Origin of the sequence: Microtetraspora sp. NBRC 16547, from assembly GCF_030268965.1 — a bacterium.
Classification (GTDB): domain Bacteria; phylum Actinomycetota; class Actinomycetes; order Streptosporangiales; family Streptosporangiaceae; genus Microtetraspora.
Genome location: NZ_BSSE01000034.1, coordinates 39,895 through 64,019, shown reverse-complemented (window position 1 = coordinate 64,019; position 24,125 = coordinate 39,895). Strand labels below are relative to the sequence as shown.

The 24,125-nt window shown below is 67.5% G+C and carries 24 protein-coding genes and 1 tRNA gene; 14 read left to right on the top strand and 11 right to left on the bottom strand.

The annotated features are described in order from the left end of the window. Positions 1-550 precede the first annotated feature (550 nt). The 8 genes from QSK17_RS31515 to QSK17_RS31480 all read left to right on the top strand — a co-directional run bounded on the left by QSK17_RS31515 (position 551) and on the right by QSK17_RS31480 (position 6,372). Positions 551-1,021: a hypothetical protein gene (locus QSK17_RS31515; RefSeq protein ID WP_285709333.1), complete on the top strand. Its 471-nt coding sequence runs from the start codon at positions 551-553 to the stop codon at positions 1,019-1,021. A gap of 106 nt (positions 1,022-1,127) precedes the next feature. Then, positions 1,128-1,256, top strand: a complete 129-nt coding sequence (locus QSK17_RS31510; protein WP_285709329.1) for a hypothetical protein — start codon at positions 1,128-1,130, stop codon at positions 1,254-1,256. Between the two features lie 358 nt (positions 1,257-1,614). Continuing rightward, the gene (locus QSK17_RS31505) at positions 1,615-2,283 is read left to right on the top strand and encodes a winged helix-turn-helix domain-containing protein (protein WP_285709328.1); all 669 of its coding nucleotides are present in this window, start codon (positions 1,615-1,617) and stop codon (positions 2,281-2,283) included. Further along, positions 2,284-3,030 (top strand): SRPBCC family protein, encoded by a 747-nt coding sequence (locus QSK17_RS31500; protein WP_285709326.1) that lies wholly within the window; start codon positions 2,284-2,286, stop codon positions 3,028-3,030. Positions 3,031-3,048: 18 nt separating this feature from the next. After that, positions 3,049-3,585, top strand: a complete 537-nt coding sequence (locus QSK17_RS31495; protein WP_285709324.1) for a dihydrofolate reductase family protein — start codon at positions 3,049-3,051, stop codon at positions 3,583-3,585. A gap of 413 nt (positions 3,586-3,998) precedes the next feature. Continuing rightward, positions 3,999-4,574, top strand: a complete 576-nt coding sequence (locus tag QSK17_RS31490; protein WP_285709321.1) for a hypothetical protein — start codon at positions 3,999-4,001, stop codon at positions 4,572-4,574. Positions 4,575-4,688: 114 nt separating this feature from the next. Continuing rightward, positions 4,689-5,081 carry a VOC family protein gene (locus QSK17_RS31485; RefSeq protein WP_285709318.1) on the top strand — a complete coding sequence of 131 codons (393 nt, stop codon included), beginning with the start codon at positions 4,689-4,691 and terminating at the stop codon, positions 5,079-5,081. Between the two features lie 55 nt (positions 5,082-5,136). Further along, positions 5,137-6,372: a HEAT repeat domain-containing protein gene (locus QSK17_RS31480; RefSeq protein WP_285709316.1), complete on the top strand. Its 1,236-nt coding sequence runs from the start codon at positions 5,137-5,139 to the stop codon at positions 6,370-6,372. Between the two features lie 60 nt (positions 6,373-6,432). Here the strand turns inward: QSK17_RS31480 and QSK17_RS31475 are convergent, their stop codons facing one another. From QSK17_RS31475 to QSK17_RS31460, 4 genes are all read right to left on the bottom strand, one after another. After that, the gene (locus QSK17_RS31475; protein WP_285709313.1) at positions 6,433-6,558 is read right to left on the bottom strand and encodes a hypothetical protein; all 126 of its coding nucleotides are present in this window, start codon (positions 6,556-6,558) and stop codon (positions 6,433-6,435) included. A 96-nt stretch (positions 6,559-6,654) separates the two neighbouring features. After that, a complete protein-coding gene (locus QSK17_RS31470) occupies positions 6,655-7,530 on the bottom strand; it encodes an alpha/beta fold hydrolase (RefSeq protein WP_285709343.1) in 876 nt (291 codons plus the stop codon). A 614-nt stretch (positions 7,531-8,144) separates the two neighbouring features. Beyond that, positions 8,145-9,533 (bottom strand): mercuric reductase, encoded by a 1,389-nt coding sequence (locus QSK17_RS31465; protein WP_285709311.1) that lies wholly within the window; start codon positions 9,531-9,533, stop codon positions 8,145-8,147. Between the two features lie 333 nt (positions 9,534-9,866). Next, positions 9,867-10,274 carry a tautomerase family protein gene (locus QSK17_RS31460; protein ID WP_285709309.1) on the bottom strand — a complete coding sequence of 136 codons (408 nt, stop codon included), beginning with the start codon at positions 10,272-10,274 and terminating at the stop codon, positions 9,867-9,869. Positions 10,275-10,511: 237 nt separating this feature from the next. Between QSK17_RS31460 and QSK17_RS31455 the strand changes: the two genes are divergently transcribed. After that, positions 10,512-11,381: a transposase gene (locus QSK17_RS31455; RefSeq protein ID WP_285709307.1), complete on the top strand. Its 870-nt coding sequence runs from the start codon at positions 10,512-10,514 to the stop codon at positions 11,379-11,381. Positions 11,382-11,658: 277 nt separating this feature from the next. Here QSK17_RS31455 and QSK17_RS31450 read toward each other — a convergent pair whose 3' ends face one another. The 5 genes from QSK17_RS31450 to QSK17_RS36320 form a co-directional block, all read right to left on the bottom strand. After that, positions 11,659-12,615: a CU044_5270 family protein gene (locus QSK17_RS31450; protein WP_285709305.1), complete on the bottom strand. Its 957-nt coding sequence runs from the start codon at positions 12,613-12,615 to the stop codon at positions 11,659-11,661. Beyond that, complete coding sequence (locus QSK17_RS31445; protein ID WP_285709303.1) at positions 12,612-13,190, bottom strand: RNA polymerase sigma factor; 579 nt, start codon at positions 13,188-13,190, stop codon at positions 12,612-12,614. The genes QSK17_RS31450 and QSK17_RS31445 overlap by 4 nt, the downstream gene beginning before the upstream one ends. A gap of 1,321 nt (positions 13,191-14,511) precedes the next feature. Beyond that, complete coding sequence (locus QSK17_RS31440; protein ID WP_285709302.1) at positions 14,512-16,542, bottom strand: hypothetical protein; 2,031 nt, start codon at positions 16,540-16,542, stop codon at positions 14,512-14,514. Between the two features lie 288 nt (positions 16,543-16,830). Continuing rightward, positions 16,831-16,918: transfer RNA gene (locus QSK17_RS31435), tRNA-Ser, on the bottom strand. A gap of 83 nt (positions 16,919-17,001) precedes the next feature. Then, on the bottom strand, positions 17,002-19,542 hold the full coding sequence (locus QSK17_RS36320; RefSeq protein ID WP_352231874.1) for a MinD/ParA family ATP-binding protein: 2,541 nt from the start codon (positions 19,540-19,542) through the stop codon (positions 17,002-17,004). Between the two features lie 113 nt (positions 19,543-19,655). Between QSK17_RS36320 and QSK17_RS31425 the strand changes: the two genes are divergently transcribed. Continuing rightward, positions 19,656-20,609: an NAD(P)H-quinone oxidoreductase gene (locus QSK17_RS31425; protein ID WP_285709300.1), complete on the top strand. Its 954-nt coding sequence runs from the start codon at positions 19,656-19,658 to the stop codon at positions 20,607-20,609. Positions 20,610-20,671: 62 nt separating this feature from the next. Beyond that, positions 20,672-21,190: a bacterial proteasome activator family protein gene (locus QSK17_RS31420; RefSeq protein ID WP_285709298.1), complete on the top strand. Its 519-nt coding sequence runs from the start codon at positions 20,672-20,674 to the stop codon at positions 21,188-21,190. 4 nt (positions 21,191-21,194) lie between these two features. Here QSK17_RS31420 and QSK17_RS31415 read toward each other — a convergent pair whose 3' ends face one another. Beyond that, positions 21,195-21,992: an HAD family hydrolase gene (locus QSK17_RS31415; RefSeq protein ID WP_285709296.1), complete on the bottom strand. Its 798-nt coding sequence runs from the start codon at positions 21,990-21,992 to the stop codon at positions 21,195-21,197. A 239-nt stretch (positions 21,993-22,231) separates the two neighbouring features. Between QSK17_RS31415 and QSK17_RS31410 the strand changes: the two genes are divergently transcribed. Then, positions 22,232-22,435 (top strand): cold-shock protein, encoded by a 204-nt coding sequence (locus QSK17_RS31410; RefSeq protein ID WP_067138340.1) that lies wholly within the window; start codon positions 22,232-22,234, stop codon positions 22,433-22,435. 101 nt (positions 22,436-22,536) lie between these two features. Here QSK17_RS31410 and QSK17_RS31405 read toward each other — a convergent pair whose 3' ends face one another. Then, on the bottom strand, positions 22,537-23,196 hold the full coding sequence (locus QSK17_RS31405) for an FAD-dependent monooxygenase (protein ID WP_285709289.1): 660 nt from the start codon (positions 23,194-23,196) through the stop codon (positions 22,537-22,539). Here QSK17_RS31405 and QSK17_RS31400 point away from each other — a divergent pair. Both QSK17_RS31400 and QSK17_RS31395 read left to right on the top strand, forming a co-directional pair. Beyond that, complete coding sequence (locus QSK17_RS31400; protein ID WP_285709285.1) at positions 23,195-23,425, top strand: TetR/AcrR family transcriptional regulator; 231 nt, start codon at positions 23,195-23,197, stop codon at positions 23,423-23,425. The two genes, QSK17_RS31405 and QSK17_RS31400, sit on opposite strands and share 2 nt — an antisense overlap. 122 nt (positions 23,426-23,547) lie before the next feature. Then, complete coding sequence (locus QSK17_RS31395; protein WP_285709283.1) at positions 23,548-24,072, top strand: hypothetical protein; 525 nt, start codon at positions 23,548-23,550, stop codon at positions 24,070-24,072. Positions 24,073-24,125: the final 53 nt, after the last annotated feature.

Sequence of the window (24,125 nt, the reverse complement as noted above, 5' to 3'; positions counted from 1 at the left end):
CGGTGTCCAGGGTGGTGCATCGCAAGGCGGAGGAGGAGGTCGTAGCGGAGCCTACGGCCGACGACGACAACGCGGCGAGGTGCCGCCCTGGGCGACGCGACGGGGCAAAGATTGACGGGAGGGGCACCAGCGTCAGAGGGTCCCGGTCATCCCGGGGCCCTCTTTGTTTTGCCTGGCCGACCTGTGGAAACGCTGGGGTACCTGAGCTGGTATGGCGCCTCTCCTGAGTGTGCGAGCGCGCGGGGCATTTCACCACGACGCGCCCGATGCGCCTTCGATGATCAGCCGTCGCAGTCCGGCGTCACGCGGAATCCCACTGTGCGCCTTTCGGCCAGATCACGGTCAGACCGCGATCTCGGGCCTCTGCTGATCAATGACACGACAAGAGCTGCCTAAGAACGGTACGGCGGCGTTTGTCATCGCGTGGTTCCGGAGATCCAGATGATGCGGAAATAGTCCTAACGAGGGCTATCCGGGGCATTCTTCGGCATGGATGGCGGAGATGCCCAAGCGTCTAGAGGAATCGATTCCTTTTCGGGGGAGAATCACCATGTCCAAATTCAAGAGTCTCGTCGGGCTGCTCGCCGTGAGCGCCGCGTTGACCGGTGGGGCGGTCGCGCTGGGTGCCGCTACCACCGTCACTGCGGCGAGCGCCGCCGTCGTCCAGGCCGGCGGCTACATCCCCCCGCCGGCCCCGAGGCGGGTCACGGTGACGAAGCCGGTCACGGTGACGAAGCCGGTCACGGTGGCGCCGTCGGTCGGCTGCACCAGCTGCCGCCCCGTCGTCAGCACCAGCCGCAACCGCAACTGGAACCGCAACCACAACCGCAACCACCAGCAGCAGCGCGAGGACCAGCGCCAGCAACAGCGTCAGCGCCAGCACGTGATCAACAACATTCGGATCAGCCAGCCGGAGGTGCGGCGGGAGCGTGAGGTCAGGGAGGTCAGGGAGAACCGGGGCTTCGACATCCCGGCCGATGTCCTCGCCCAACTCGTCGCGGCCCCCGGTCGCAATATCTAGGCCCAGCCCTGACGCTGAAAAGGCGCCAGTGCGATAAGCGAGGGCACCCGTGAGCAAACCGCCTCACGTCCCTCGCCCAGAACACTGTGATGCCCGGCCAGCACGATTGCGGCGCAAAGGGCAGGTCCTCCTGGACGCCCAGCGCGCCCGGCTCGGCGTCGTCGTCCTGCGCGAGCGGCGCCGGGCCCGGCTGGTCAAGGCCGGAGTGCCTGAACGCCGCGCCGCGAACGGCTGACGATACGCGGCCCCGCCGGCCTCATGGTCGGCGGGGCACCCATCGTCCGATCCCGGAATCAGGAGTCGTCTAGAGCACTGGCCCTGGTTTTTCACAGGTGTGCTCGCCACGTTCGCAGGCGTCGGAGTGATCGGCCTCATCTCCTTGTTCCCCACCTCCTCCTCCTCGCCACCGCCTCGGCATGACGCATTGGCCAGCGCCATGTGCTCCGCGCTCGGAGGCGTCGGTCGCTGTTCCTAGCGTGTACGACTACGCCGCCTACGCCACGACCAAGGCCTGCCCATCCGAGGTGGGCTACCGCGCAGCCGACGGAAAATTTTGTCTTGACAAGAAGAGTTGTCGCTGAGAAGCTTTTGGCATGTGGGAAGTGGCGGTGATCGAGGACGCGGCGGCGGCGGGAGCCACGCTGGATCCGATCCGGGCGCGGCTGTTGGCCGAGCTGGTCCAGCCTGGCTCGGCGAGCAGCCTCGCGGCCCGTGTTGGGCAGCCCCGGCAGAAGGTGAACTACCACCTCCGGGAGCTGGAGCGGCACGGCCTGGTCGAACTGATCGAGGAGCGGCGCAAGGGCAACATGACCGAGCGGGTGCTCCAGGCGACGGCGTCGTCGTACGTCATCTCGCCGGCGGCGCTGGCTGCGGTTGAGCCGGACCCGGCGCGGTCGCCGGACCGGCTCTCGGCGCGCTGGCTGCTGGCGGTGGGCGCGCGGCTGGTGCGCGACGTCGGCACGCTCGTTACCGGGGCGACCAAGGCCGGTAAGCGGGTCGCGACCTATGCCCTTGACGGGGAGGTGCGGTTCGCCACGGCGCGCGACCGTGCCGCCTTCGCGGAGGAGCTCACCAACGCGGTGACTGGACTGGTCGCCAAGTACCACGACGAGAAGGCAGCCGGCGGCCGGGCGTACCGGGTCATCGTGGCCGTCCACCCGTCGATCCCCCAGACCGCAAGCGACGACAAAGAGGCCACCGAGACGGCGGCCACCGAAACAGCGGCCAGTGAGCTACCGGCCAACGACAGGAAAGAGTCCTGAGTGGGCCACCAATGGGAGCAGCGCGACGAGGCAACGGTCGGAGCGAGCGTCGAGGAGGTGTGGGAGGCCATCGCCACCGGCCCGGGAATCGACTCGTGGTTCATGGGTCGCAGCGAGGTGGAGCCCGGCCCGGACGGCACGGTCCGCACGTCGATGGGCTCGTTCACAATGGACTCCGCCATCACCGGGTGGGAACCGCTGCACCGGTTCGCGCACCGCGGCACCGATGGCCCGGACGGACGGTTCATCGCGTACGAGTACCTCATCGAGGGGCGCGATCAGGGCAGCACTGTGCTGCGCATGGTGGCGAGCGGCTTCCTGCCCGGCGACGACTGGGAGACCGAGTTCGAGGCCATGAGCCTCGGCGGCGCGATGTACTTCGCGACGCTCGTCGCGTACCTCAACCACTTCGCCGGCCTGACCGGGCAATCGATCAACGTGTCGGGGCCGCCCGTGACCGACTGGCCAACCGCCTGGACCGAACTGCACCAGGCCCTGGGTCTCTCCGCCTCGCCTCGGGTCGGTGACCCGGCCCGGGCCACCGTACCGGGGCTGCCGGCCGTCGAGGGAGTCGTCGACTTCGTCAACCCGCAGGCCATCGGAATTCGGACACCCGATGCGCTCTACCGCTTCATCCGGGGCTACTTCGGCTCGATCGTCCTGGGGCACCACATTTTCAAGCCATGCAACACCGACACCGACACCGCCCAGGCGTGGCAGGTCTGGCTCAACGGCCTGCCCGCCTGACCCCTAAGGAGAACTGACATGGGAAGCATCAAGTCTGGCCTGTTCATCTCCCTCGACGGCGTGACCGAGGCCCCGGACACGTGGCACTTCGGCTACTTCAACGAGGAGATGGGCAACGCGGTCGGCTCGCTCATGGGCGGCAACGACGCCATGCTCCTCGGCCGCCGTACGTACGACGAGTTCGCGGGCTACTGGCCGAACGCGGACGCCGACGACCCGATGACCAAGCAGATGAACAGCACCCAGAAGTACGTGGTGTCGAACACGCTGACCCAGCCCGACTGGGAGAACACCACAGTGGTCGGTGGCGACGACGTGTATGACCAGTTGCGCGCTCTGAAGGCCGATCAGAACCTGGGCATCACCGGCAGCGGGACACTGGTGCGATCGCTGCTGGCGGAGGGGCTGCTTGACGAGCTGCACCTGTTGGTGCACCCCGTCGTGCTCGGCGCCGGCCAGCGGTTGTTCGAGGGTTCGGCCAAGGTCCCGCTGAAGCTGGTGAGCTCGGCGACCTTCAGCACGGGCGTGCTGCACCTGGTCTACGCGAACGAGTAACGAAGAGGACGCGAGCGCGCGCCGGGCCTTCCGGCGCGCGCTTTCGCGCTGGTCAGAAGGGCGGGAGCGGACGAGTCGGCCTGTAGGCCGGGTTCTAATTCCGCATGCTCGCTACCTGCACGGATTCACTCTTAGCCACAAGCGTCTGCGGAAACGCTTCCGTTCGTTGTCATTGCTTGCCAGCGCTTTCCACAGCCATGTGCCCCCAAAGTGCCCCCGCCCTCTATGCCTTCGGCTCGCTGACTTCCCGCTTGCAAACGGGGGCCAGCCGCAGTTGACGGGTTCCGGGTGCCCCGGATAATCCAAACGAGGCTGCGCGTGGTGTCGACGCGCGACCCACCAGTGGTCGTGCACCGGGGTGAACATGTCAGCCGCGCGGGCCTGCTCCGGCGCGGTCGCTGCCGGGTTTACGGATGATCATCCATCCTTCCCTTTTTCTTAATCGTACGTACCGACGAACGTCTGAACTCCCGACGATCATGCTGCAGGTCCGCGAGAAGAGACCTGACAGGAAGAATGGTCTGAATATGCGAGTGCGCTCCGCTGCCGCCAAGATTGCCGCTGTAATGGTTGCAGGTAGTGCCATGGGCATCTTGGCAACCCCCGCCATGGCTGCCGCTTACACCCCGGAGGAGATCTGCGGCTCTGGCTACCACGTCATTGACTCACTGCCGTTGAAGCACCAGAGCCTCTCCAACACTGGCGGCCGCGTTTACTTGCTCTACAACAACTCCACAGGCTACAACTGCGCAGTCACGATCAAGAGTGTGGCTGTTGGGACCGCCACGGACACAGGGGCAACCATCCTCGTCCAGACCTCCGGCAACAATTTCACTCGCCACGAGGACGACCGTAACTACAAGTACTACGCGGGGCCAGTACGCGTTAAGGCGGCAGGCAAGTGCGTCCAGGTGCTCGGTCACACCTTCTCCACCACGTCCAGCACCAGCTACTACGCCAGCATCCCGTGGGGGCACTGCGGGAGCTGACCAGGCGGAAACTCGCCCCCGCGTGGCCGGGTCTCTGTGTTGGCCGGTGAGGCCATTGGCTCCCGCGAGGCGGCCTGACCTTCCGCTCCGGACGCGCGCCCGTACGATCAGACAGTGAAGATCGAATTATTCGCGATCGTCGTGGACGACTACGACGAAGCCATCGAGTTCTTCGTCGGCGCCCTCGGCTTCGATCTGGTGGAGGACTCGCCCTCCTTGACGAACGACGGCCGTCCGAAACGGTGGGTCATCGTCCGCCCGCCGGGCGCGGAAACCGGCATCCTGCTCGCCCGCGCCGACGGAGAGCGGCAAGCCAAGGCCGTCGGGAACCAGGTGGCCGGCAGGGTGGGGTTCTTCCTCCGGGTGGACGACTTCGACGCCGCCTACCGGCGGATGGTCGCCGCGGGCGTCGAGTTCGTGACCTCGCCGCGCAACGAGCCGTACGGGCAGGTCGCCGTGTTCCTCGACATCGCCGGAAACCGCTGGGACCTGCTCGGCCCGGCCTGAGCAGGAGAATTCCCGCGGTGAGGGGATGTCGGTGGTGGCTGGCACACTGCACGCCATGGGTGATCGCGATGTCCTGGCGGGCCTGGACGAGATCGACTGGGCGGCGCTGAGTCACGCCTACGGCCCCGCGGACGACGTTCCGGGACTGCTGAGGGCGCTGCGCTCCGAGTCTCACGACGAGCGCGAGCGCGCCGTGTGCGAGCTGTACGGCAACATCTTCCACCAGGGCAGCCGATACCAGGCGACCGCATATGCCGTGCCGTTCCTGGCCCAGCTCGCCGTCGATGCGGCGACACCCGATCGGCAGGAGATCGTGCACCTGCTCGCCTCGGTGGCGATCGGATACGACGAGGCGCACCTGCCGCGCGGCGTCGACATCGCGGGCTGGCGGGCCGAGGTCGGGCGGATGCGCGCCGCCGACCCGGCGGAGGAGCTGCGCAAGATCGACGAGTGGGTCGAGGCGGCCCAGGACGAGGGCGAACGGCGGGCCCGGAGCTGGCGGCGGGACTGCTACGACCACGCCGAATCGCTCCGATGCGCGCAAGACGAGCTGGGCGTCTACGACGCGGTCCGGGCCGAGGTGCCCGGCCTTCGCCGGCTGCTGGGTGACGACGATCCGGAGATCCGGTCCGCCACGGCGTACCTGCTGGGCTGGTTCCCGGAGGAAGCGGCCGATTCCGTCCTCGCGCTCCGGCCCCTGCCCGGATCCGAGACCGTCACCGGCGTCCTCGCCAACGCGATCATCTCCGCCGGGCTGCTGTCGGACGTGGAGCTGATTCCGCGGCTGCGCGAGCACCTCGGCGGTCCCGAGCCGCTGCTGCGCTGGGCCGCAGCAGTGGCCCTCGCCCGGCTCGGCGTCCTCAACCGCGAAATCATCGGCGCGCTGGCGTCGGCCAGCGTCGACCCGCCGAAAGCGGACGTGGTGCCCGGGGTGCATTTCATGGAGGGCGATGGGCGCGCCTACGCGTCGCAGACACTGGCCGCGCTGGACGTCCGGTTGCCGGCGGAGTCTGTCGACGCCGTCCTGGAGGGCCTGTCGCGTAGCTCGGAGATCGCGGTCTTTTCGATGGCCACGGCGGCGCTGCGGCTGACGTTCGAGGAAGCCGCGCCTCGTCAGCTGCTGCCGTTCGAGGAGCTGACCAAGCCGCAGCAGCGGGTCGTACGCGTCCTGGCCGAGCTGGGTCCCGAGACGTGGCGCTGGGACAATTTCATGGAGATCCTGCGGACCTGGAACCTGCCGAGCACACACGCGGACTGCCGCGCCTACGCGGGCCTCGACGCGCTGAAATGATGCGGCATTCGTGCTGCGCGTGCTCGCCCCGCCTGACCGCCCCAGGCGAAGGCTCGGCGGTCACCGTCCAACTGAACGACGGGTCAACACGCGGGTGATGCCACCGTCGTCCTCGACGATGTCCCGGACGTGCTCGAAACCGACCCGCTCCAGCAGGGCCAGTGAGGCCGTGTTCTCCGCGGCCACAGTGGCATGCACCTTGGAGCATGAGCGTGACGGCGCCACCAAATTGCGGATGGACGATAAATCCCCGGCACGTCGAGCAGTCGCGCCGATCCCGCGCTACTGCAGAAAATTCAGCAGTTGGCGTGTGGTCTCCTCGGGTGCCTCTTCTGGAATGAAGTGACCGACTGGCACCGGGCCGCCGCGAACGTCATCGGCCCACTCCTGCCATATCGCGAGCGGATCATCGTAAAGTTTCGCGACCGAACCGCGTTGGCTCCAGAGGAAGAGCACTGGGCAGGAGATCTTCCGGTTCCCGCGATCCGCCTCGTCCTGCTGGTAGTTCAAGGTTGGGGATGCGCGGAACTCCTCGCAGATGGCGTGCACCGTATCGGGGTGGGTGAATTTCTCGATGTACTCGCCGCGTACCTCGGTTGGGAAAGCGTCCTTCACCTCGGACCACGTGTTGAGCATGAAGTCGACCAGGTTGGCCGGTGCCGCGTTGATGAACTGTTCCGGTGTCGGTTCTGGCGCGGCGAGGAAGGACCATTGCCAGTAGAGGAGGCTGAAGTTTTTGTCGGCACGGTTGTACGCGTCGCCGACGGGAACGACGTCCATGACGGCGAGCCGGAGAACAGCATCCGGGTGATCCAGTGCGAGACGGTAGGCGCAGCGCGCCCCGCGATCGTGTCCCACGATGCTGAACTGGTCGTAGCCCAGATGTCGCATGACCCCGAGCTGGTCACGACCGATCGCGCGCATGCTGTAGGGCTCGTGATCGGCGGTACTGGGCGGCTTGCCGCTGTCGCCGTACCCACGCAAATCGGTGGCGACGACGGTGTAGCGCTCGGCAAGGCGGGGTGCTACCCGATGCCACATCAGATGCGTTTCCGGAATACCGTGCAGGAGCAGCAGAGGCGGTCCGTTGCCGCCTCGGCGTCCATGGATCGACGCACCCGCGGTAGAGATGTCGAACTCTTCGAATCGATCGAACATCGCCACGAACCCCCTCAAGGCTCGAGGACCGTCCTGTCCTGTCGCAACTTGTGGTCAGAGTTGACGATGAATCTCTCTTTGACGTTGACCAGCCAAGTATCCGGCGGCGTCGGCCTGTCGGCGGCGTGATCACGCCTTGGCCCTCGCCCCTCCGGTCGATGCCGGCGTTCCCGGGTCAGCTCCGGTCCGCAACAGACCCTGGACCAACGTGGGCCTAGTCTTCACCGGTGGCCACAACCCCAAGCTACCCCGGCACGGGCAGTGTCATCACGGTGGTTCGGTGACCAAGTGACAGCGGCGACAAGGCAGACTGGTTCGCTCGTCACCCTGTGGACGCCCGTCACCCTGTGGACGCTCGTGGCACGCAGCGCGGAATGGAGCGACCGATCGCGCCGGTCAACACGGCGATGCCGCTGATCAGCACCCCGCCGGCAGTGATGACCTGATCCCGTGTGGTCCCCCGGTCGCGCTTCCGCCCTGCCCGACTGGTGCCAGCGGTACGGACCGCTGCCCTGGGGCTGTCCCGGCTTCTGCGCGGGGCTGTTAGATCAGCCCGCCCCATGCCCACAAGAACGACCTGGACGCGGGGCGGTCACGTGATCGCTCGGACACGCTCAGGCGTCGAGCGTCATGAAGAGGCTGTTAAGGCCCTCCGCCAGCAACGGGTGCGTGAAGATGGCGTTCGCCATGGCGGTGTACGGGAGCTTGCCCAGCATGGCGACCTGAATGATCGACATGATCTCGCCGCCTTCTGCGCCGAGCACGGCGGCGCCGAGGATCTGCTGGGTGTGCGCGTCGATGACGGCCTTCATGAAGCCGCGCGTCTCGCCGGTCTCAAGGGCCCGGATGACGGCGCTCATCGGCAGCTTCGCGACGCGGACCGCGCGGTTTTGCTCCCTGGCCTGCCGCTCGGTCATGCCGACGCGGCCGAGTTGCGGGTCGATGAACACGGTGTAGGGGACGACCCTGCCCCGCGTGCTCGCCTTCTCGCGGCCGAGCAAGTTGGCGTGCAGGATCCGGTAATCGTCGTAAGAAAGGTGGGTGAAGGCCGGGCCGCCCTTGACGTCCCCTACGGCGTAGACGCCGGGGACGGAGGTTTCCAGGTACTCATCGACCTCGATGAAGCCGTTGTCGCGCAGCCGGATGCCGGCCGCCGCCAGCGTGAGCCCCTCCGTGTTGGGGATGCGGCCGATGGCCGACAGCAGGTGGGAGCCCTCGACCTGCCGCTCGCCGTCCGGCGTGCGAACGGTCAGCCGCACCCGTCCGCCGCCTGCCTCCTCGACCCGGTCCGTCGTCGCCGAAGTCAGGACCGTGATCCCGTCATCGCGCAAGATGGCAGCGACCTCGTCGGAGACGTCATCGTCCTCGATCATCATCAGGCGTGGGCCGGTCTGGACGATCGTGACCTCGCTGCCGAACCTGCGGAACATCTGCCCGAACTCCAGCCCGATGTAGCCCCCGCCGAGGATGATCAGGTGCTCAGGGAGCACGCCCAGCTCCATGATCGACGTTGAGTCGAGGACGGGGACGTTCTGCGCACCGCTGATCGTCAGCGGCTTGGGCCTATTGCCCGTGTCGATGACGATCACCGGTGCGCTGATCCCCCGCGTCCCGCCGTCCCTCAGGGCGACCTCGACCGTCTTGGGCCCCGTGAAATGGGCCTCGCCTTCGATCAGGTCGATCCCGTCCTGCGCCAGGCGGCTCGCGTAGTTCTCCCGCGCGCCCGCGACCATCCCCCGCTTGCGCTCCCGCACGGCGGCGAGGTCGACCGACACCGGACCGGTCCGCACGCCGTACTCCGCCCCGCGCCGCGCCTGATAGGCGATGCGCGCGCTGGCGACCATCGTCTTGGTCGGGGTGCACCCGGTGTTCACGCAGACGCCGCCTAGGTGGTCGCGCTCGATGAGCGCCACCTTCTTGCCTGCCTTCGCCAGATCGAGGGGGAGGAACCGGCCGCCCTGGCTGGTCCCGATCACAATCACGTCATAGCTCTCGCCTGCCACAGAGAGATCGTAACTCTGCGCTTTGCTGTATGTACTGAGCGTGGCCGATGCTCCTCCGCGGCCCAGCCCGGCGAGGCGGGAAGCTCCCGCCCTCGAGCATCGGTGTACGGCGCCCCCATCGGCATCAGCCGGTGCGGCAGACGACCATAGAGCGTCCCTGATCAGATCGGCCAGGCCGTCCGCGCATTCGTGGAGGGTCTGCGGCGGGCGTTACAGGCGGGAACCGGTGCCCTGGAAACCCTATTCGCTGGCTGGCCGTTCGCTCCTGCCTTCACCTGAACGACCACCCGAACAGCATGGAGGGGCGCTCCAAGACGGTCCGCGCTGCCCCTGCTATTTATCGAGAAGACCGAGCTTAGCCAGCCATTCGTCTTCGTGGCCCACCTCAGGGAGGAGCGCGCCAAACATCATTGCGTCGCTCGAAGAGATTTCCGTCAACGATACCCAAAGCTGGTCATCGGACAGACCAGTGACTTTCTTGTACATCGTACAAATTTCGTTCAGCACCTGAGCTTTGACTTCCGCACTGCGCTCCCGAAAGAGACCCACTATGACGGTGTTTTCCGCAGGCTTCCCGCCTGAAAAGATGCTGTCGGGAGGCAGGGTCTCGAAGATCACCCAAACCATGTTGGGGCGATCACCGGTATGCGCGCAGTGGATACGGGTGATCTCCGCGGCGATAACCGTACGCTGTTCAGAAGACAGCGCCGCTTCATGGGCTGTGCAGGTGTAGATGGCCATGATGCTTTCCTTCGTTTCCCCGCTCAGCGATCGCCATCATGTGACCGAGAATGTATTCCCTATAGCTGATGAAGCTCCGTCAAACGCTTGCCAAGCCGTACGGTTGCGATCGCGAGGTCGGCGATGAAGCGGTTATACATAAAGAGCAGCCCAGTAAGTCCAGCGATTTCCGGCCCGCTGAGCGAGTCGCTCATCTGTCGGCGGCTGACGGCCCCCGACCTGAGAGAAATCCGCTACGTGCTTGCGGGCAATCGTCCGGATCCAGCATCCAGTCTCCTCGTACTCGGCGGTGAGCGCAACGAGCGTGGGGGTGTCCTCGACCGCGACGCGGAAGCCCGCCTGCGCGAGCGCGGCGTCACCGATGCCTGGGTCGCCGCCGATGAGGTGTATGGCGGCAGGGAAACTCGCACCGCGGTCCGCGGCCTGGGCTACCGGTATGCGGTCGCCGTCAAAAGCGACCATCGGGTGACCACCCCGGCCGGCACCTTCACCGTCACCGATCTGGTCAAACGCCTGCCCGCCCGGTCCTGGCAGCGGTTGCGGACCGGCAGCGGCACCAAAGGCGACCGCCACTACGACTGGGCAATGATCGACGTGCTCGCCGACGACATCCCCGGCGGACAGCCGGACGGGCACAGCACGCTCCTGGTCCGCCGTCACCGCTACACCCGCACCCTGTCCTTTTACCGCTGCTGGTCACCCACGCCCCGCCCGCTGCGGGAGCTGGTGAGCGTGGTGTGCCGCAGATGGCGGATCGAAGAAGAGTTCCAAGCCGCCAAGGGCCTGGCCGGGTTGGACCAGGGACAGGTCACCAGCTGGACCTCCTGGCACCGGTGGAGCCTGATCAGCATGATCGCCTACGCGCTGCTGGCCACCACGACCAGCCTGGAACGTGGCGGCAGCACGGGCACCCAAGACGGTGAGTTCGTTCCCGTGAGCTGCCGTGAGCTGGTGAAACTTCTCCGCCTGTTCGTGCTTCCATGTCCCCGGCAAGACGTCGATCCCGGACATGCCCTGCGCTGGTCGCTGTGGCGGCGGCGCCATCAAGCTCGGGCAGCCGCCTGCCATCGGCGGTGGAACGAGGTAACAGCTGCTTCTGCCACGTGACCCATATTGCAGCGCCTAACGATCTACAACTGCCGTATCAGTGTGGCACCCGTAGTAGGCCAGCATCGCCCGGTTGCCAGCCCACACCGCCTCCCACACCCGCGCCGCCTGGGCGCGCAGCCGCCGCGCCCGCGTCGTGCGCCCGGCTCGCTCTTCGGCCTGTGCCCGCGCCAGCAGCCCGGCGACCTTAGGAATGACGTTCGCCCCCCGTAGTGGGACAGCCGGTAAGGCGAGCCCGGCCGGCGCGGCCCGCCTGTCGTCCGGGGGGGAAGCAGGCTCAGACGCAGCCTCTCCGCTTCACGGACTTGGACCAGGCCGGAAGTTCATCGGTGATCTGCGGACGGGTGACGGACCAGACTTCACGCCCTTGTCCCGGCACGAGCTCCTGGCCGCCCAGGAAGACGTAGGAGGTCTTGTCGAAGATGAAGGATTCGCGGGAGATGGCGCCCCCGGGGCCCAGGTTGTCCACCCGGGTCACGGCGATGCCCGTTTTGCCGGTGGCGTCCTTGAGCTCTTCCGTTTCGATGCCCGGCAGGGTCGCGGCGATCTTGAAGATGGCCGCCTGCAGCTTGGGTGGCATCGGGTGGGCGAGGACGCCGAGGGCGCGCCAGATCTGGGTCGCGGTGTCCTTTTTGAGGACCATCTCCTTGCCGTATTCGGCCAGTTTGTGCCGGAGCTGCTCCTGGTCGGTCGGCCACCCACGCAGGTCGGCGTAGGTGGGGCGGCCGTGGCCGGGACACCAGGGCCCGAGTTCCTTGTACTCGCCGCGGCCGCGATGGGGGCGGGACTTCGACGGCTTGCCCCAGCTGAGTCTTGGGCGGGAGCCGTCGACGGAATCCCAGAACTCGCCCGTGATGCGGCGCGGACCGGGATCGGGAACCCCCTTCTCGGGGCGCGACTCCGCGATCTGCTCGTAGTGGAGGTACTGGTCGTCGCGGGGTTCCGGCCACGGGGTGGCGCTCGCGGCCTCGGCCGCCAGCCTCAGCACCTCGGCGGCGCTCGCGGGCGCGGCAGGCTTGAACGTCTGGACGGCGATCACTCCTGCGGTCATCGCCGCGACCAGGCCGCCTGCCAGCATCAGGCGCCGCAGGCCGGCCACCCGGGCCCGGGGCCGGCGCTTCGTGCGGGCTTCGGCCAGCAGGGCGGTACGGGCGGGGGCGAGGCGGTCCGCCGTGGGGTGCGGCTTGTCGGCGAACAGGTCGCGGAGTTCGGTCAGGTCGGTCAGTTCGTTCATGAGGCCTGCTCCATCGTGGGGTCGGTGCTGCCGAGGGCGTTGCGGACGATGGCCCGCGCGCGGTTGAGGCGGGAACGGACTGTTCCGATCGGGATGGACAGGGCGTCGGCGACCTCCTCGTAGGTGAGGTCGGCCCAGGCCACGAGTAAGAGGACGTCGCGGTCGCGGGCCTTCAGTGAGGCGAGCGCCCGGGCGAGAGGGCGGCGTACGGCATGCGCGCTCGCCCGCTCAAGAGCTTGTTCCGCGGCGTCGTCGGCGTCGGGAAGCACGCCCATTTTCGAGTACGCCTTATAGCGGTGTAGCTCGGCGCGTTGATGCCGGCGGATGAAGTTGGTCGTGATGCCGTACAACCAGGGGAGGGCCTCCGGGCGGGCGGTGTCGTAGTCGCGGCGCTGCCTGAACGCGGCGAGGAACGTCTCGGAGACGACGTCGTCGACCGTGTCGTCGCCGAGCCGGCGGGCCACATAACGGTGGATGTGTCTTGCGTGCCTGTCGAACAGCAAGGCGAAATCCTCGGGATCTCGCCACGACCGTTCGATCAGGGCGGCGTCAGACAGGGTCGTACTGAGGGGCATGTGGTCGGGCCTTCCAAAGGAAGTAGTGTCGCCCGTCTTTCACACGAATCAGGAAACGAGTTCACGGGACGCTGCCGACCGCCCGGCAGGCTCGGGTGAAGGCCAAGAGCGCGCGCCAAGATCCGCCGCCGCGGCCAGGCGCGGGAGGACTTCGTGCTGGAGACCGTCTACTGGGACGCCGACACCGCCCAGCTGCTCCCTCGCCTGCTCAAAGGCCGCACCCGCGGCCCGGTCTTCATTACCCACCGGCGTCCTGGCCCCGGCAAGGTCGTCAGCCCCGCAACATCTGCCCCGACAGCGGCCTGGCCCGCCTCTCTTGATAACCCCTGGGCGCCTAGTTGAGCAGGGAGAAGATACGTTGGCGGAGAGGGCACTTCGCACGCTACCTCGCGAGCACGCTCCGTCACCCGCCAACACCCAGAAGGGGGCGGACGAGGCGAATGCTGGCGATACCGCCTAGAGCTGCAGTCTCATTAGACACACTTTCCAGACCGGCCTATTCCTAGCGGTGTTTTCACCCGAACTGGCGCCGCACAGCTCTTCCGAGCGGGATTCGTTTGGTATGCACGCAGCGCCACTGGCGGACTCGTTCAACAAGCGCTCACCTTGATCAACGAATGCCTGACCTGGGCAGATCGCGTCAAGATCATCCTGTGAATATAACGTGGACAGCAGCTGAGGGCTGCTCAGGGTGGCGTATGGCTGGACACGGCGGAAACGATCAACGGCGTCCGACCGTAGCGAAACCGCTGGTCAGACGCCGTTTTCGGAGGTGGGCGCGGAGAGCGTGGGATTCGAACCCACGAGGAGCGTCAAGCCCCTAGCGGTTTTCAGAGCACTACGGCTCCTCCGCCCGTACCGGTCCTGACCTGCGGCTTAGTCATGCGAAGGCGGCTGGCCAGCGAAGATCATCCCGCGCCAATCGTCGAATCGAGGAAGCTCTAAGCTAGCGATCACCCGTGGGTGGAAGGGCCTCGGCATGATGCTCGGTGTTGTGCTGCAGGGCTTGTTGCAAGTGACAGGACGTCGCGCCACCGCATATGCGCCACCGGCCACACGCCCCTGACCGAGCAGTTGAGACGCCCCGTGGAACCCTGGGTGGACGCTGTTCACGGTCGTCTGGCCCGTTCCGGGCGCGTCCATACTTGACGCCGGGCTATGGGACGGGGCGTAACGCGGGCTGCGACGAGCAGGCCGTTCCCCTGCCCTATGGATGAACTCGGGTGACGGTAGCGGGCGAAGACCCCGGAGCGACAGGCGACCCGGGCGGCGAGGCAGCCACCCGGGTCACCGGCGCTTCTCGGCTGAGCGGCTCCGTTGCTTAGCCGAGCTGCCCTCGAACCGTGACTACGTGGGCGCCCTCCACGGCCGAATACGTTTTGTCGCCGGCCCACTTGACGCTGTACGTGTATTCGCCGCCCCCGCTGGGCGTATCGGTGAAGCTGAACGACCCGTCATCGGAGGCCGTCACATTCCGCAGCAGGCTCGTGATGGTGCCCTTGTGGTTGACAACGGTGCGGTGCACAGTAAGTACGGCGTTCGGTGAAGGAAGCTGGCCACCGCCGTCCAGTTCACCGCTGAACTCGAGTTGCTTGTTGGCGACCGCTTTCTCGGGTCCCGACACGGTGAGGGTCGTCTGGCGTTTGGCCACCAGCAGGTTACTCCCGTCCTGGCTCGGCTCGTAGATGGAGTTCCCGCCCCAGCGCACCTTGTAGTAGACAATCCCACCCACCGGCGAGGTGTCGGTGACGGTGAATGTGCCGTCCTCGGCGGTCGTCACCTCTGTGAAGGGCGTTTCGGTGCCGCCAGGAAGGATGCGGGATACCGCCAGGCGTTGCGTGCTGGGGGCCGATCCGCCCGACAGGGTGAGGCGGCCGGTCAGTGTGAGCGGGTCGAGCGCGGTCGCCGTGGACGGAGGCGTCACGGTGAGCGAGGACTTGCGCTTGACCACCGTGGTCCACGCCCAGGCTCTGCTCCACCGGAAGGACGAATTGCCGTCCCAGGTGACGTCGTACCTGAGCGCCTCGACGACCTGCGGGGCGTCGGTGATGGTGAACGTGCCATCCTCGGCGGTGGTCACCCTGGGGAGGGACACCACGGTGCCGTCGGACCGTTGACGGGTGACCGCCAGGGGTTGCACGCCAGGGGCCGAGCCGTCCGACAAGGTGAGGCGGCCGGTCAGTGTGAGCGGGTCGAGCACTGTCGACGTGGACGGAGCTGTCAGGCTGAGCGAGGACGCGGCGAGCGTGACATCGGGCAGCCGCGCCAGGTGGAGCCGGTCTGACAAGTCTCTCAGCACGGCGAAGACGGTGGTACCAGAGATGGCGAGGCCTCCCGGGAGCACCTCGTCGGCCGGGTTCCGGTAGGCGAACGTCTCTTCCCCCGTGGCCACGTCGAACATTGCGACGGGCGTACCGCGTGACCTTCCGCCCACCACATGGGCACCGTCCGGGCTGATCGCGACGGCATGAGAATACGACTGCGCGCCGTAGCTGCGGACATGGGCCGCTGTGGCCGTGTCCCAGCTATCGAATTGGTACGGGAAGCCGAAGGCGGTGAACAAGGTGGCGCCGTCCGCGGTGAGGGCGAGGTCCTGCAGATTGGCCAGTCGGTAGGTGGAGCCGATGACGACCGCGCGGAGGTTGACGGTGGCGCCCGACACGTCGTAGATGTTGAGGTTGCCGTACGTGAGGTTGGTGTCGCCAACCACCAGAGTCCGCCCCGCAGCGGCCACCAGGGGAGGGCTGTGCAGCCCTGTCACGATCTGGGTGTACTCCGGCTCCGCCGCCGACACGTCGAGGCTGACGGCGCCGCTCGCGTGGGTGCTGCAACCGTAACCGACGTAGAGCCGGCTGCCCGACAGGGACAGGGTCGACGGGCACGGATACGCGGTCAGGTCGATCCGCCGGGTGATGGCGAGGGAATCGGTGCTGATCTCGGCCACCTGGTTCGAACCCTCAACCGCCGCGTAAAGGCGGGAGCCATCGGCCGCCAGGGCGAGCTCCGTCACGCCCGGGAGGCCCGTGATGGTGTCGGTGATGGAGCCCTGGGTGTCGGCGACGATGACACGGTCGCCGGCAGAGACGAAGATCTTGTCGTGGCCCGCGGCCACATCACCGCCTCGCCTGTAGAAAGGAAGGGACACGCCGAGGTCTGTCTTGGAGTCGGCCGCGGTGGCGGCGGGCGCCTGGGTCACGACCAGGCCCGCTACCATGATCGGAACGGTGCTGAGGGTGAGCAGCCGGCGGGCTAATCGGAAGACCGCAGGTGCAGGCGATGACGGAGCGCGGTCAGGGCGTCGCGCTAACAGCATGATGGCCTCCAATATTCGTTCACCAGTGCGAGAATTCATACGATCAAGCCACGCAAGGTGATCTCATGTCAAGCTTGACGGAGAGCATTCTTGACACGTGGACGTCACGATCTTGCGGTGCGGCTGCCAGTGTGGCGTCCTGGGTGAGCGGTCCCCTGGGACAAATTCTGCGCATGCGGCTACACCTCAAGATCGATCCCGGATATATCCCGGGAACAGCGGCCGAGGGTGGCTCAGGGTGGCGTAGGGCTGCACATGGCGGGGAACGATAAACGGCGTCTGACCGTAGCGAAACCGCTGGTCAGACGCCGTTTTCGGAGGTGGGAGCGGAGAGCGTGGGATTCGAACCCACGAGGAGCGTCAAGCCCCTAGCGGTTTTCAAGACCGCCGCCATCGTCCACTAGGCGAGCTCTCCTGGTCGGTGCGCCAAGGCACAGAACATCACCATAGTCTCTCATCGCGCGCCGGGTGTCCGCGACAGAAGATGATCTCCAAGCGTCAGATCTGGTCGGGGATCTCGGAGTACCGGCGCTCCGTCAGCGCCTGGGGTCCGGCGAAGCCGTCGCCCACCGCGGCGGCGAGCCGGAGGTACGCCTCTCGGGTCGGCTCCAGCAGCCGGTCCAGGTCGATCTCCGCCCCCTCCTCCAGGTGCGGGTCGTACGGAACGCGGACCACGGAACGGCAACGGGCCGCGAAATGGGACTCCAGCCGGTCGAGGTCGACGGCCGACTTCGACCGCGGCCGTACGCTGCACAGCACCACGGTCGCCGCCCTGACGAGTTCCGCGTGGTTGTGCGCCTCCAGCCAGTCCAGGGTGGCTGAGGCCGCCCTCGCGCCGTCGACCGACGGTGAGCTGACCAGCACAAGCTGGTCCGCCAGGTCGAGGACGCCCGACATCGCCGAATGGAGCAGGCCCGTGCCACAGTCGGTGATGCAGATCGAGTAGAAGTTCTCCAGGACCTGCGCCACCGCCTGGTAGTCGCCCGCGCTGAACGCCTCCGACACCGAGGGGTCGCGATCGGACGCAAGGATCTCCAGCCGCGACGGCGCCTGGGACGTGAACGCCCGGATGTCGACGTACCGCTTGATCTGCCCACGCTCGTTGAGGAGGTCACGCACGGTCGCCGAGGTCTCCAGCTCGACCTTGTCCGAGAGCGTTCCACGATCGGGGTTGGCGTCCACGGCGATCACGCGGTCACCGCGGATCTGGGCGAGCGTGGCCCCGAGACCGACGGTCGTGGTGGTCTTGCCCACGCCTCCCTTCAGGCTGAGCACGGCCACCCGGTGGTGCCCGGCAGCGACGGGGGTTCGGGCGCGGGCGAGCAGCTCGCGCCGCCGCCGGACGTCCGGAGCCTCGCCCGGCTTGATCCAGCCCCCGGACGCCTTGTAGACGAACCGGCGCCATCCGCGCGCGGGCGCGTTTCTGCGGCCCTTGAGCAGGCTGCCCGGGTCGAGGCTGTCCACGGACGGCTTGCTTCCGGCCGTCGCCCTGCTCGCACGCCCCGGAGCGCCGAACGTGGTGACCTGCGGAGCCTGCCTGCGCCGGGGCTGGTAAGGCTCACGCTCCTCCGGCGCCTGCCCCTCGGGGGAGGTGTCGGCCACCGGGGGCTCCTCTCGCGAAGCCCCGTCGAACCGCTGGTCAGGCAGGGGGTTCGCGTTCGGGCCGGTGCCGAATGACTGAGCCGGCGCCAGGTCGTCCCGCAGGGAGCCCCCGAACGGCTGAGCGGGGGACCCCTCACGCGACGGGGCACCGAACCCCTGACCGGGCGTCAGGTCCTCACGCGGCGAGCCGCCGAAGAACTGTCCAGGTGCCAGGTCCTCGCGCAACGATCCGCCGAACGGCGTGCCGGACGACGCGTCCCCGCCCGAGATGCCACCGAAAGGCTGCCCGCCGGGCTCCTCGCCCGAAAAGGCCCCGAACCCTTGCCCCGGTGCCAGATCCTCGCGCAGAGAACCCGCGAACGGCTGATCCCCCTCGTACGGCTTGAGCTCCTCGGCCGGCACCTCCTCCGGGAGGGGGCCGGTGAAACGCTCGGTCACCGCGCCGATCAGGCCGCCGGAGAAGGGCTGCCTGACGTCAGAGCCGGAGTCCCCGGAATCAGCGGTCCCGAAGCCGGAAGACCCCGCCCCGGAGAACCCAGAGCCAGGGGACGCCGAGCCTGAGGATCCAGGACCGGATGACAGGGAGCCAGAGGATTCCAGACCAGAGGAAGCAGAGCTGGAGGATCCCACATCAGGGGAAGCGGGGCCAGAGGACCTGGAACCCGAGAACGCGGAGGAGCCGTCCGTCTCGACCGGCACCGCCGGCTCAAGCCACCCGCGGACCGGCTCTTCGGCCTTGGGCACCTCCGGCCAGGACGGGGTCGGGCCGCCCAGAGCATGTTCCTCGGATCCGCCTTCTTCGGATCGGAGATCCTCGATGCTGTGTTCCCCTGTCGAGAACCGGACCGGCTGCGTGTGGTGCTCCTTGTACGGAGCCCCCTCCCCGAGCACCCCCACGTTGAAGGGATCGGTGTCGACGGGGGACTCCTGGAACAGCGGGCCCCGCCCCAGGCTTGCCGGAGGCGTACCGGGGAAGCCGGGCTGCGCGCCGTCACCGGAAAGCCCCGAAGACCCAGAAAGCCCGGAAAGTCCCGAAGCACCACCGGATCCCGAAAGCCCAGCAGGCCCGGCGGCCCCGGAGAGCTCAGAAGACCCGGCGGCCGCAGAGAGCTCGGAAGACCCGGCGAGCCCGGTGGCGACTCCAGGCTCGGCGTCCGCCGCCGTGTCCGTCGAGGTCACAGCGACCGTGGCGCCGTACGCGGGATCCGCCGCCGTACGGAACAGCGCCTGGGAGGCGGGCTCGGACGGCACCGAACGCCAGGGGTCCTGAGGGTACGGCGAAGGCACCTCGGGCTCCGTGACCGGAGACGACGCGAGGGATGCCGAGGTCACCGCGCTGACCGCGATGTCCACCTCGTCGGGCATCTCCTTGATCGCGTCGAGCCAGGCGAGCTGGTCCTCGAGAGAGTGGGGATCCTCACGATCGTGCCTTGCCACCGTGTTCCCCCTCGGGCTGGGCTAAAGGGGCAGCAAACACATTGCAGATTAGCGCCCTCTAATGCAGCGAATGCGGGCAACCGCCGAGTTCGCGGCCCCGCTACTTTGGTCCCATGCGCGCGATCGTAATTACGGAGCCCGGTGGTCCGGAGGTTTTGGACTGGCAGGAAGTCCCCGATCCGGAGCCCGCGCGAGGCGATGTGGTCATCGACGTGGCCGCTTCCGCCGTCAACCGCGCGGACGTCCTCCAGCGCCAGGGCTTCTATCCCCCGCCGAAAGGCGCCTCGGAGATTCCCGGCCTGGAGTGCTCCGGAACGGTGATCGAGGTCGGTGCCGACGTGGAGGGCTTCCAGCCGGGGGACCGGGTCTGCGCACTCCTCGTCGGCGGAGGGTACGCGGAGCGCGTGGCCGTTCCGTGGCAGCAGGTCATGCCCGTCCCGGTGGGGGTGTCACCGCTGGAGGCGGCCGGGCTGCCGGAGGTCGCCTGCACGGTCTGGTCGAACGTCTTCATGGGCGCCCGCCTCCGCAAGGGCGAGACCCTGCTGGTCCACGGAGGCACGAGCGGCATCGGCACCCTGGCCATCCAGCTCGCCAAGGCATACGGCTCCCGCGTGATCGCGACGGCGGGCTCGGCCGAGAAGGTACGGCAGTGCCTGGAGCTCGGCGCCGACGAGGCCCTGAACTACCGCGAGGAGGATTTCTCGGTCAAGAAGGCCGACGTGATCCTTGACATCGTCGGCGCGGCGTACCTGAAGAAGAACCTGGACGCCCTGGCGGTCGGCGGCCGCCTCGTGGTGATCGGAATGCAGGGCGGAAGGATCGGCGAGCTGGATCTCGGCAAGCTCCTGGCCAAGCGAGCGTCGATCTCGGCGGCGGGCCTGCGCGCCCGGCCGGTGGACGAGAAGGGCGCCATCTGCAGGGGAGTCGTCAACGACGTCTGGCCTCTGATCAGCGCGGGCGCGATCAAGCCGGTGATCTACGCCAGCGTGCCGATGCGTGAGGCCGCCGAGGCGCACCGGATGCTGGAATCAGGGGAGCACATCGGCAAAATCCTCCTGGTTCGGTGAGTTAGGTTTAAACGCATGAGTACCGACCGAGCCCGACGCGGACGAGGAGTGATGAGCGGCCGATGAACGCAGACGAGAGCACGCCGCAGATCGTGGTCGTGGGGCCCGACGGCTTGTCCGTTTCCGGCGAGAACGGCGCGCACGAGGAGCGCTCGGTCGCCGACCTCGTGGAGCAGCCGGCGAAGGTCATGCGCATCGGCAGCATGATCCGCCAACTCCTCGAGGAAGTGCGCGCCGCTCCCTTGGACGAGGCGAGCCGCAAGCGCCTCAAAGAAATCCATGAAAGTTCCGTAAAGGAGCTGGAGGACGGTCTCGCGCCCGAGCTCGTCGACGAGCTGGAGCGGCTGTCGCTGCCGTTCACCGACGACCACGGTGCGCCGCCCTCGGACGCGGAGCTCCGGGTGGCGCACGCGCAGCTCGTCGGATGGCTTGAGGGACTCTTCCACGGCATTCAGACCACGTTGTTCGCCCAGCAGATGGCCGCACGAGCCCAGTTGGAGCAGATGCGCCGCGCCCTCCCCGGCGGCATGTCGCAGGGGCAGGACGACCAGCACCACCGCGCCTCGGGGCCCTACCTGTAAGCCGTTATCGGTAAAGAGATTCCAAAATCCGGGCGACTCCGTCGTCGTTGTTGGCCGTCGTCACATGATCGACGGCGGCCAGCACCTCAGGGTGGGCGTTGGCCACCGCGTACGACGTCCCGGCCCAGGCCAGCATGGGCAGGTCGTTCGGCATGTCGCCGAACGCCACGACCTCGTGCCGCATGATCCCGAGCTCTTCGGCCAGCACGGCGAGCGCCGACGCCTTCGTGACGCCGTGGGCGCTCATCTCGATCAGCGCCCGGCCGCTGGAGTGCGTCGGGGTCACCAGATCGCCCACAAGGGTGACCGACAGCCGGTAGAGCTCGTCCGGATCCATCGTCGGATGCTCGGCGAGCAGTTTGGCGCACGGCCGCGAGGTCAGCGTGTACAGCCCCACCCGCAGCCCGGCCGCGATCCTGACGTCCGCTCCGTCGATGGGGAAGTCGGACTCATGCGCGTAACCGCCCTCGTACTCGACGGCGAAGACCAGCTCGGGCAGGTGTTCACGCAGGCGGCGGACGGACTCATCCAGGGCGTCGGGGTCGATCATGCGGGACTCGACGATCCGCTCGGTGTGCAGGTCGTAGACGAGCGCCCCGTTGGCGCAGATCGACAGCCCTCGATGGCGTACGGCTCCCGCCACGCTGTGCATCCAGCGGGGCGGCCGTCCGGTGACGAAGACGAGCGTCCCTCCGGCCTCCTCCACGAGGGCGAAGGCGGCGGCGGTGCGCGCGGAGACGGTCCCGTCGGCCCGCAGGGCGGTGCCGTCCAGGTCCGTGGCGACGAGGCGGGGGCTGGTCATAGCAGCCTCTAGTTTGCACGCTGTTGTACCCGCGTCCGTCCTCGGGGATGAAGACGGGAGAAATCTTCCCCCGGACGTGGAACACCCACCGGCGTCATAGTGTTAGATGTGATGGCGTTGTATTAGCTGTTCCCGTAGCGAAAGCCAGCTTGACTGTATGAGCCACCCGGGGAGCTGTGCGACACACCGGGGTTCACGAGGTGTGAGCCCCAAGATTCACTTCCTTAGGGAGAGCATTAATGGCTCAGGGAACCGTCAAGTGGTTCAACGCTGAGAAGGGCTTCGGCTTCATCGCACCGGACGGTGGGGAGCCGGACGTCTTCGTCCACTTCTCGGCGATCACCGGCAGCGGCTACCGCAACCTCGAGGACGGCCAGCGGGTCGAGTTCGAGGTGACCTCTGGTCCGAAGGGTCCGCAGGCGTCCAACGTCCGTGCGCTCTGATCTCTGAAACACCGTCGAAGGCGGGGTCCGCGTCCAGCGGGTCCCGCCTTCGCGTTTTCCACTCACGCTTTCCCGGGGCTGAGGGCACCCTGTAGGCGGTCTCACCGATACACGAGGCCCGAGAGCCGCCGCGCGAGTTCGCGGCGCAGGATCGGGCTCACCGCCCGCAGCGCCAGGTTCCGGAGCGGACGCATGCCCTTCCTCATCGTGGCCAGCCGGGTGAGCCGGTCGGCCAGAGAGACGACCTTCACGGCCGCGGGACGGCGAGAGTCGCTGTACGCGTCCAGTGCCCCCTCAGCGCCGCCCAGGACGGCCGCCAGCGCCTCTCCGAGCGCCACGGCGTCCAGGATGCCGGCGTTCATCCCTTGGCCTCCGGCGGGGCTGTGGACGTGCGCCGCGTCTCCTGCGAGGAGCACACGTCCCACACGGTAGGTGTCAGCCACGCGGTGGTGAATCCGGAACCTCGAGCCCCACACGACCTCCCGTACGACCGGACGGACCCTTGACGGCCCCCGGGAGTCAAGCAGGGCCTGCACGAAGGCCGCGTCCGGCTCCGCCGGGGCCTCGTCCAGGGTTGCGACGATCCGGAACGTCCCGTCCGGCAGTGGCGCCACCACCATCAACCCTTCCTGCGCGAAGTAGAGCAGGACCTCGTCGCCCGGGAGTCCGCCGCTGAGCCGTACGTCGGCCAGGGTGAACGACTCGGCATACCGCCCGCCGGTGAAGCCGATGCCCACCTGCTCGCGAACCGTGCTGTGCATGCCGGCCGAGCACATGCGCACCATCTTCGCGACCCAACTCGCCCCGGTCGCCATGCCGGGCTGCCGCACCCCCGCCGAGGCCGCCCTGCGGGCGGGGCTCGCCGCCAGCCAGATCCTCGGCATGGCCCTGTGCCGCTACGTCCTGTGCCTTCCACCGATCGTGGCGCTGTCCCGCGAGGAGGTCATCGAGTGGATCGCCCCGACATTGCAGCGCTACCTGACCGGCTGAGCACCCCGCCGGGGCGGGGGACGAATCAGAACGAACAGCCGAAAAGGGCTTGCTCTGGGCATGCGCTCTTGTGATCGTGGAAGCGCACCAGCGAAACGACTTTCCCCCAGCTGAGAGCGATCATGCGCAGAATCCTTGTGGCCGCCACCTGCCTGATGGCGACTTTCCTCGTGTCCCCCACACCCGCCAACGCCGCTGCCACCACCGACGCCCAGGTCGCGCGACGTACGACCAAGGTGAAGGTGACCTACCCCTCGGCGATCAGGAGAGGCGGGCCCGCCCGCTTCACCTACAAGGTCACCCACCCCGACCAGATGGTGGACGAGGCGCTGGTTCTGGAGACGGACCTGCCCCGTGGCATCTCACCGAGAGTCCGCTTCGTGACCAAGCCACGGGGCGCCAAGTGCGGCACCCAGAAGCGCAACTCCGCGGGGAACTACGCGGTGTACTGCGTGATCCGCTCCCTCAACCACAGCACGATCACCATGTCGTTCAACGTGTGGATCAAGTCCAGCTATCGCGGGAAGTTCCGGGCGGGGCACTACTGGGCGCCCGTGACGCTCGACTACACCGGCAGCACCCAGGACTACCTGGACGAGATCACCAAGGACGACCTCATCGGCAACACCTGGATCAAGGTGCCCTAGGGAGTGTTTCGTGGATCTTTGCCGTAGCGAGGATCGGCCAGATGGATGCGTCG

What these genes read in the sequence shown, in the direction of transcription:
- QSK17_RS31515 (WP_285709333.1), top strand. Translation starts at nt 551, where the DNA reads ATGTCCAAATTCAAGAGTCTCGTCGGGCTGCTCGCCGTGAGCGCCGCG.
- QSK17_RS31505 (WP_285709328.1), top strand. Translation starts at nt 1,615, where the DNA reads ATGTGGGAAGTGGCGGTGATCGAGGACGCGGCGGCGGCGGGAGCCACG.
- QSK17_RS31495 (WP_285709324.1), top strand. Translation starts at nt 3,049, where the DNA reads ATGGGAAGCATCAAGTCTGGCCTGTTCATCTCCCTCGACGGCGTGACC.
- QSK17_RS31490 (WP_285709321.1), top strand. Translation starts at nt 3,999, where the DNA reads ATGATCATCCATCCTTCCCTTTTTCTTAATCGTACGTACCGACGAACG.
- QSK17_RS31480 (WP_285709316.1), top strand. Translation starts at nt 5,137, where the DNA reads ATGGGTGATCGCGATGTCCTGGCGGGCCTGGACGAGATCGACTGGGCG.
- QSK17_RS31470 (WP_285709343.1), bottom strand. Translation starts at nt 7,530, where the DNA reads ATGTTCGATCGATTCGAAGAGTTCGACATCTCTACCGCGGGTGCGTCG.
- QSK17_RS31460 (WP_285709309.1), bottom strand. Translation starts at nt 10,274, where the DNA reads ATGGCCATCTACACCTGCACAGCCCATGAAGCGGCGCTGTCTTCTGAA.
- QSK17_RS31450 (WP_285709305.1), bottom strand. Translation starts at nt 12,615, where the DNA reads ATGAACGAACTGACCGACCTGACCGAACTCCGCGACCTGTTCGCCGAC.
- QSK17_RS31445 (WP_285709303.1), bottom strand. Translation starts at nt 13,190, where the DNA reads ATGCCCCTCAGTACGACCCTGTCTGACGCCGCCCTGATCGAACGGTCG.
- QSK17_RS31440 (WP_285709302.1), bottom strand. Translation starts at nt 16,542, where the DNA reads ATGAATTCTCGCACTGGTGAACGAATATTGGAGGCCATCATGCTGTTA.
- QSK17_RS31425 (WP_285709300.1), top strand. Translation starts at nt 19,656, where the DNA reads ATGCGCGCGATCGTAATTACGGAGCCCGGTGGTCCGGAGGTTTTGGAC.
- QSK17_RS31420 (WP_285709298.1), top strand. Translation starts at nt 20,672, where the DNA reads ATGAACGCAGACGAGAGCACGCCGCAGATCGTGGTCGTGGGGCCCGAC.
- QSK17_RS31415 (WP_285709296.1), bottom strand. Translation starts at nt 21,992, where the DNA reads ATGACCAGCCCCCGCCTCGTCGCCACGGACCTGGACGGCACCGCCCTG.
- QSK17_RS31410 (WP_067138340.1), top strand. Translation starts at nt 22,232, where the DNA reads ATGGCTCAGGGAACCGTCAAGTGGTTCAACGCTGAGAAGGGCTTCGGC.
- QSK17_RS31400 (WP_285709285.1), top strand. Translation starts at nt 23,195, where the DNA reads ATGCCGGCCGAGCACATGCGCACCATCTTCGCGACCCAACTCGCCCCG.
- QSK17_RS31405 (WP_285709289.1), bottom strand. Translation starts at nt 23,196, where the DNA reads ATGCACAGCACGGTTCGCGAGCAGGTGGGCATCGGCTTCACCGGCGGG.
- QSK17_RS31395 (WP_285709283.1), top strand. Translation starts at nt 23,548, where the DNA reads ATGCGCAGAATCCTTGTGGCCGCCACCTGCCTGATGGCGACTTTCCTC.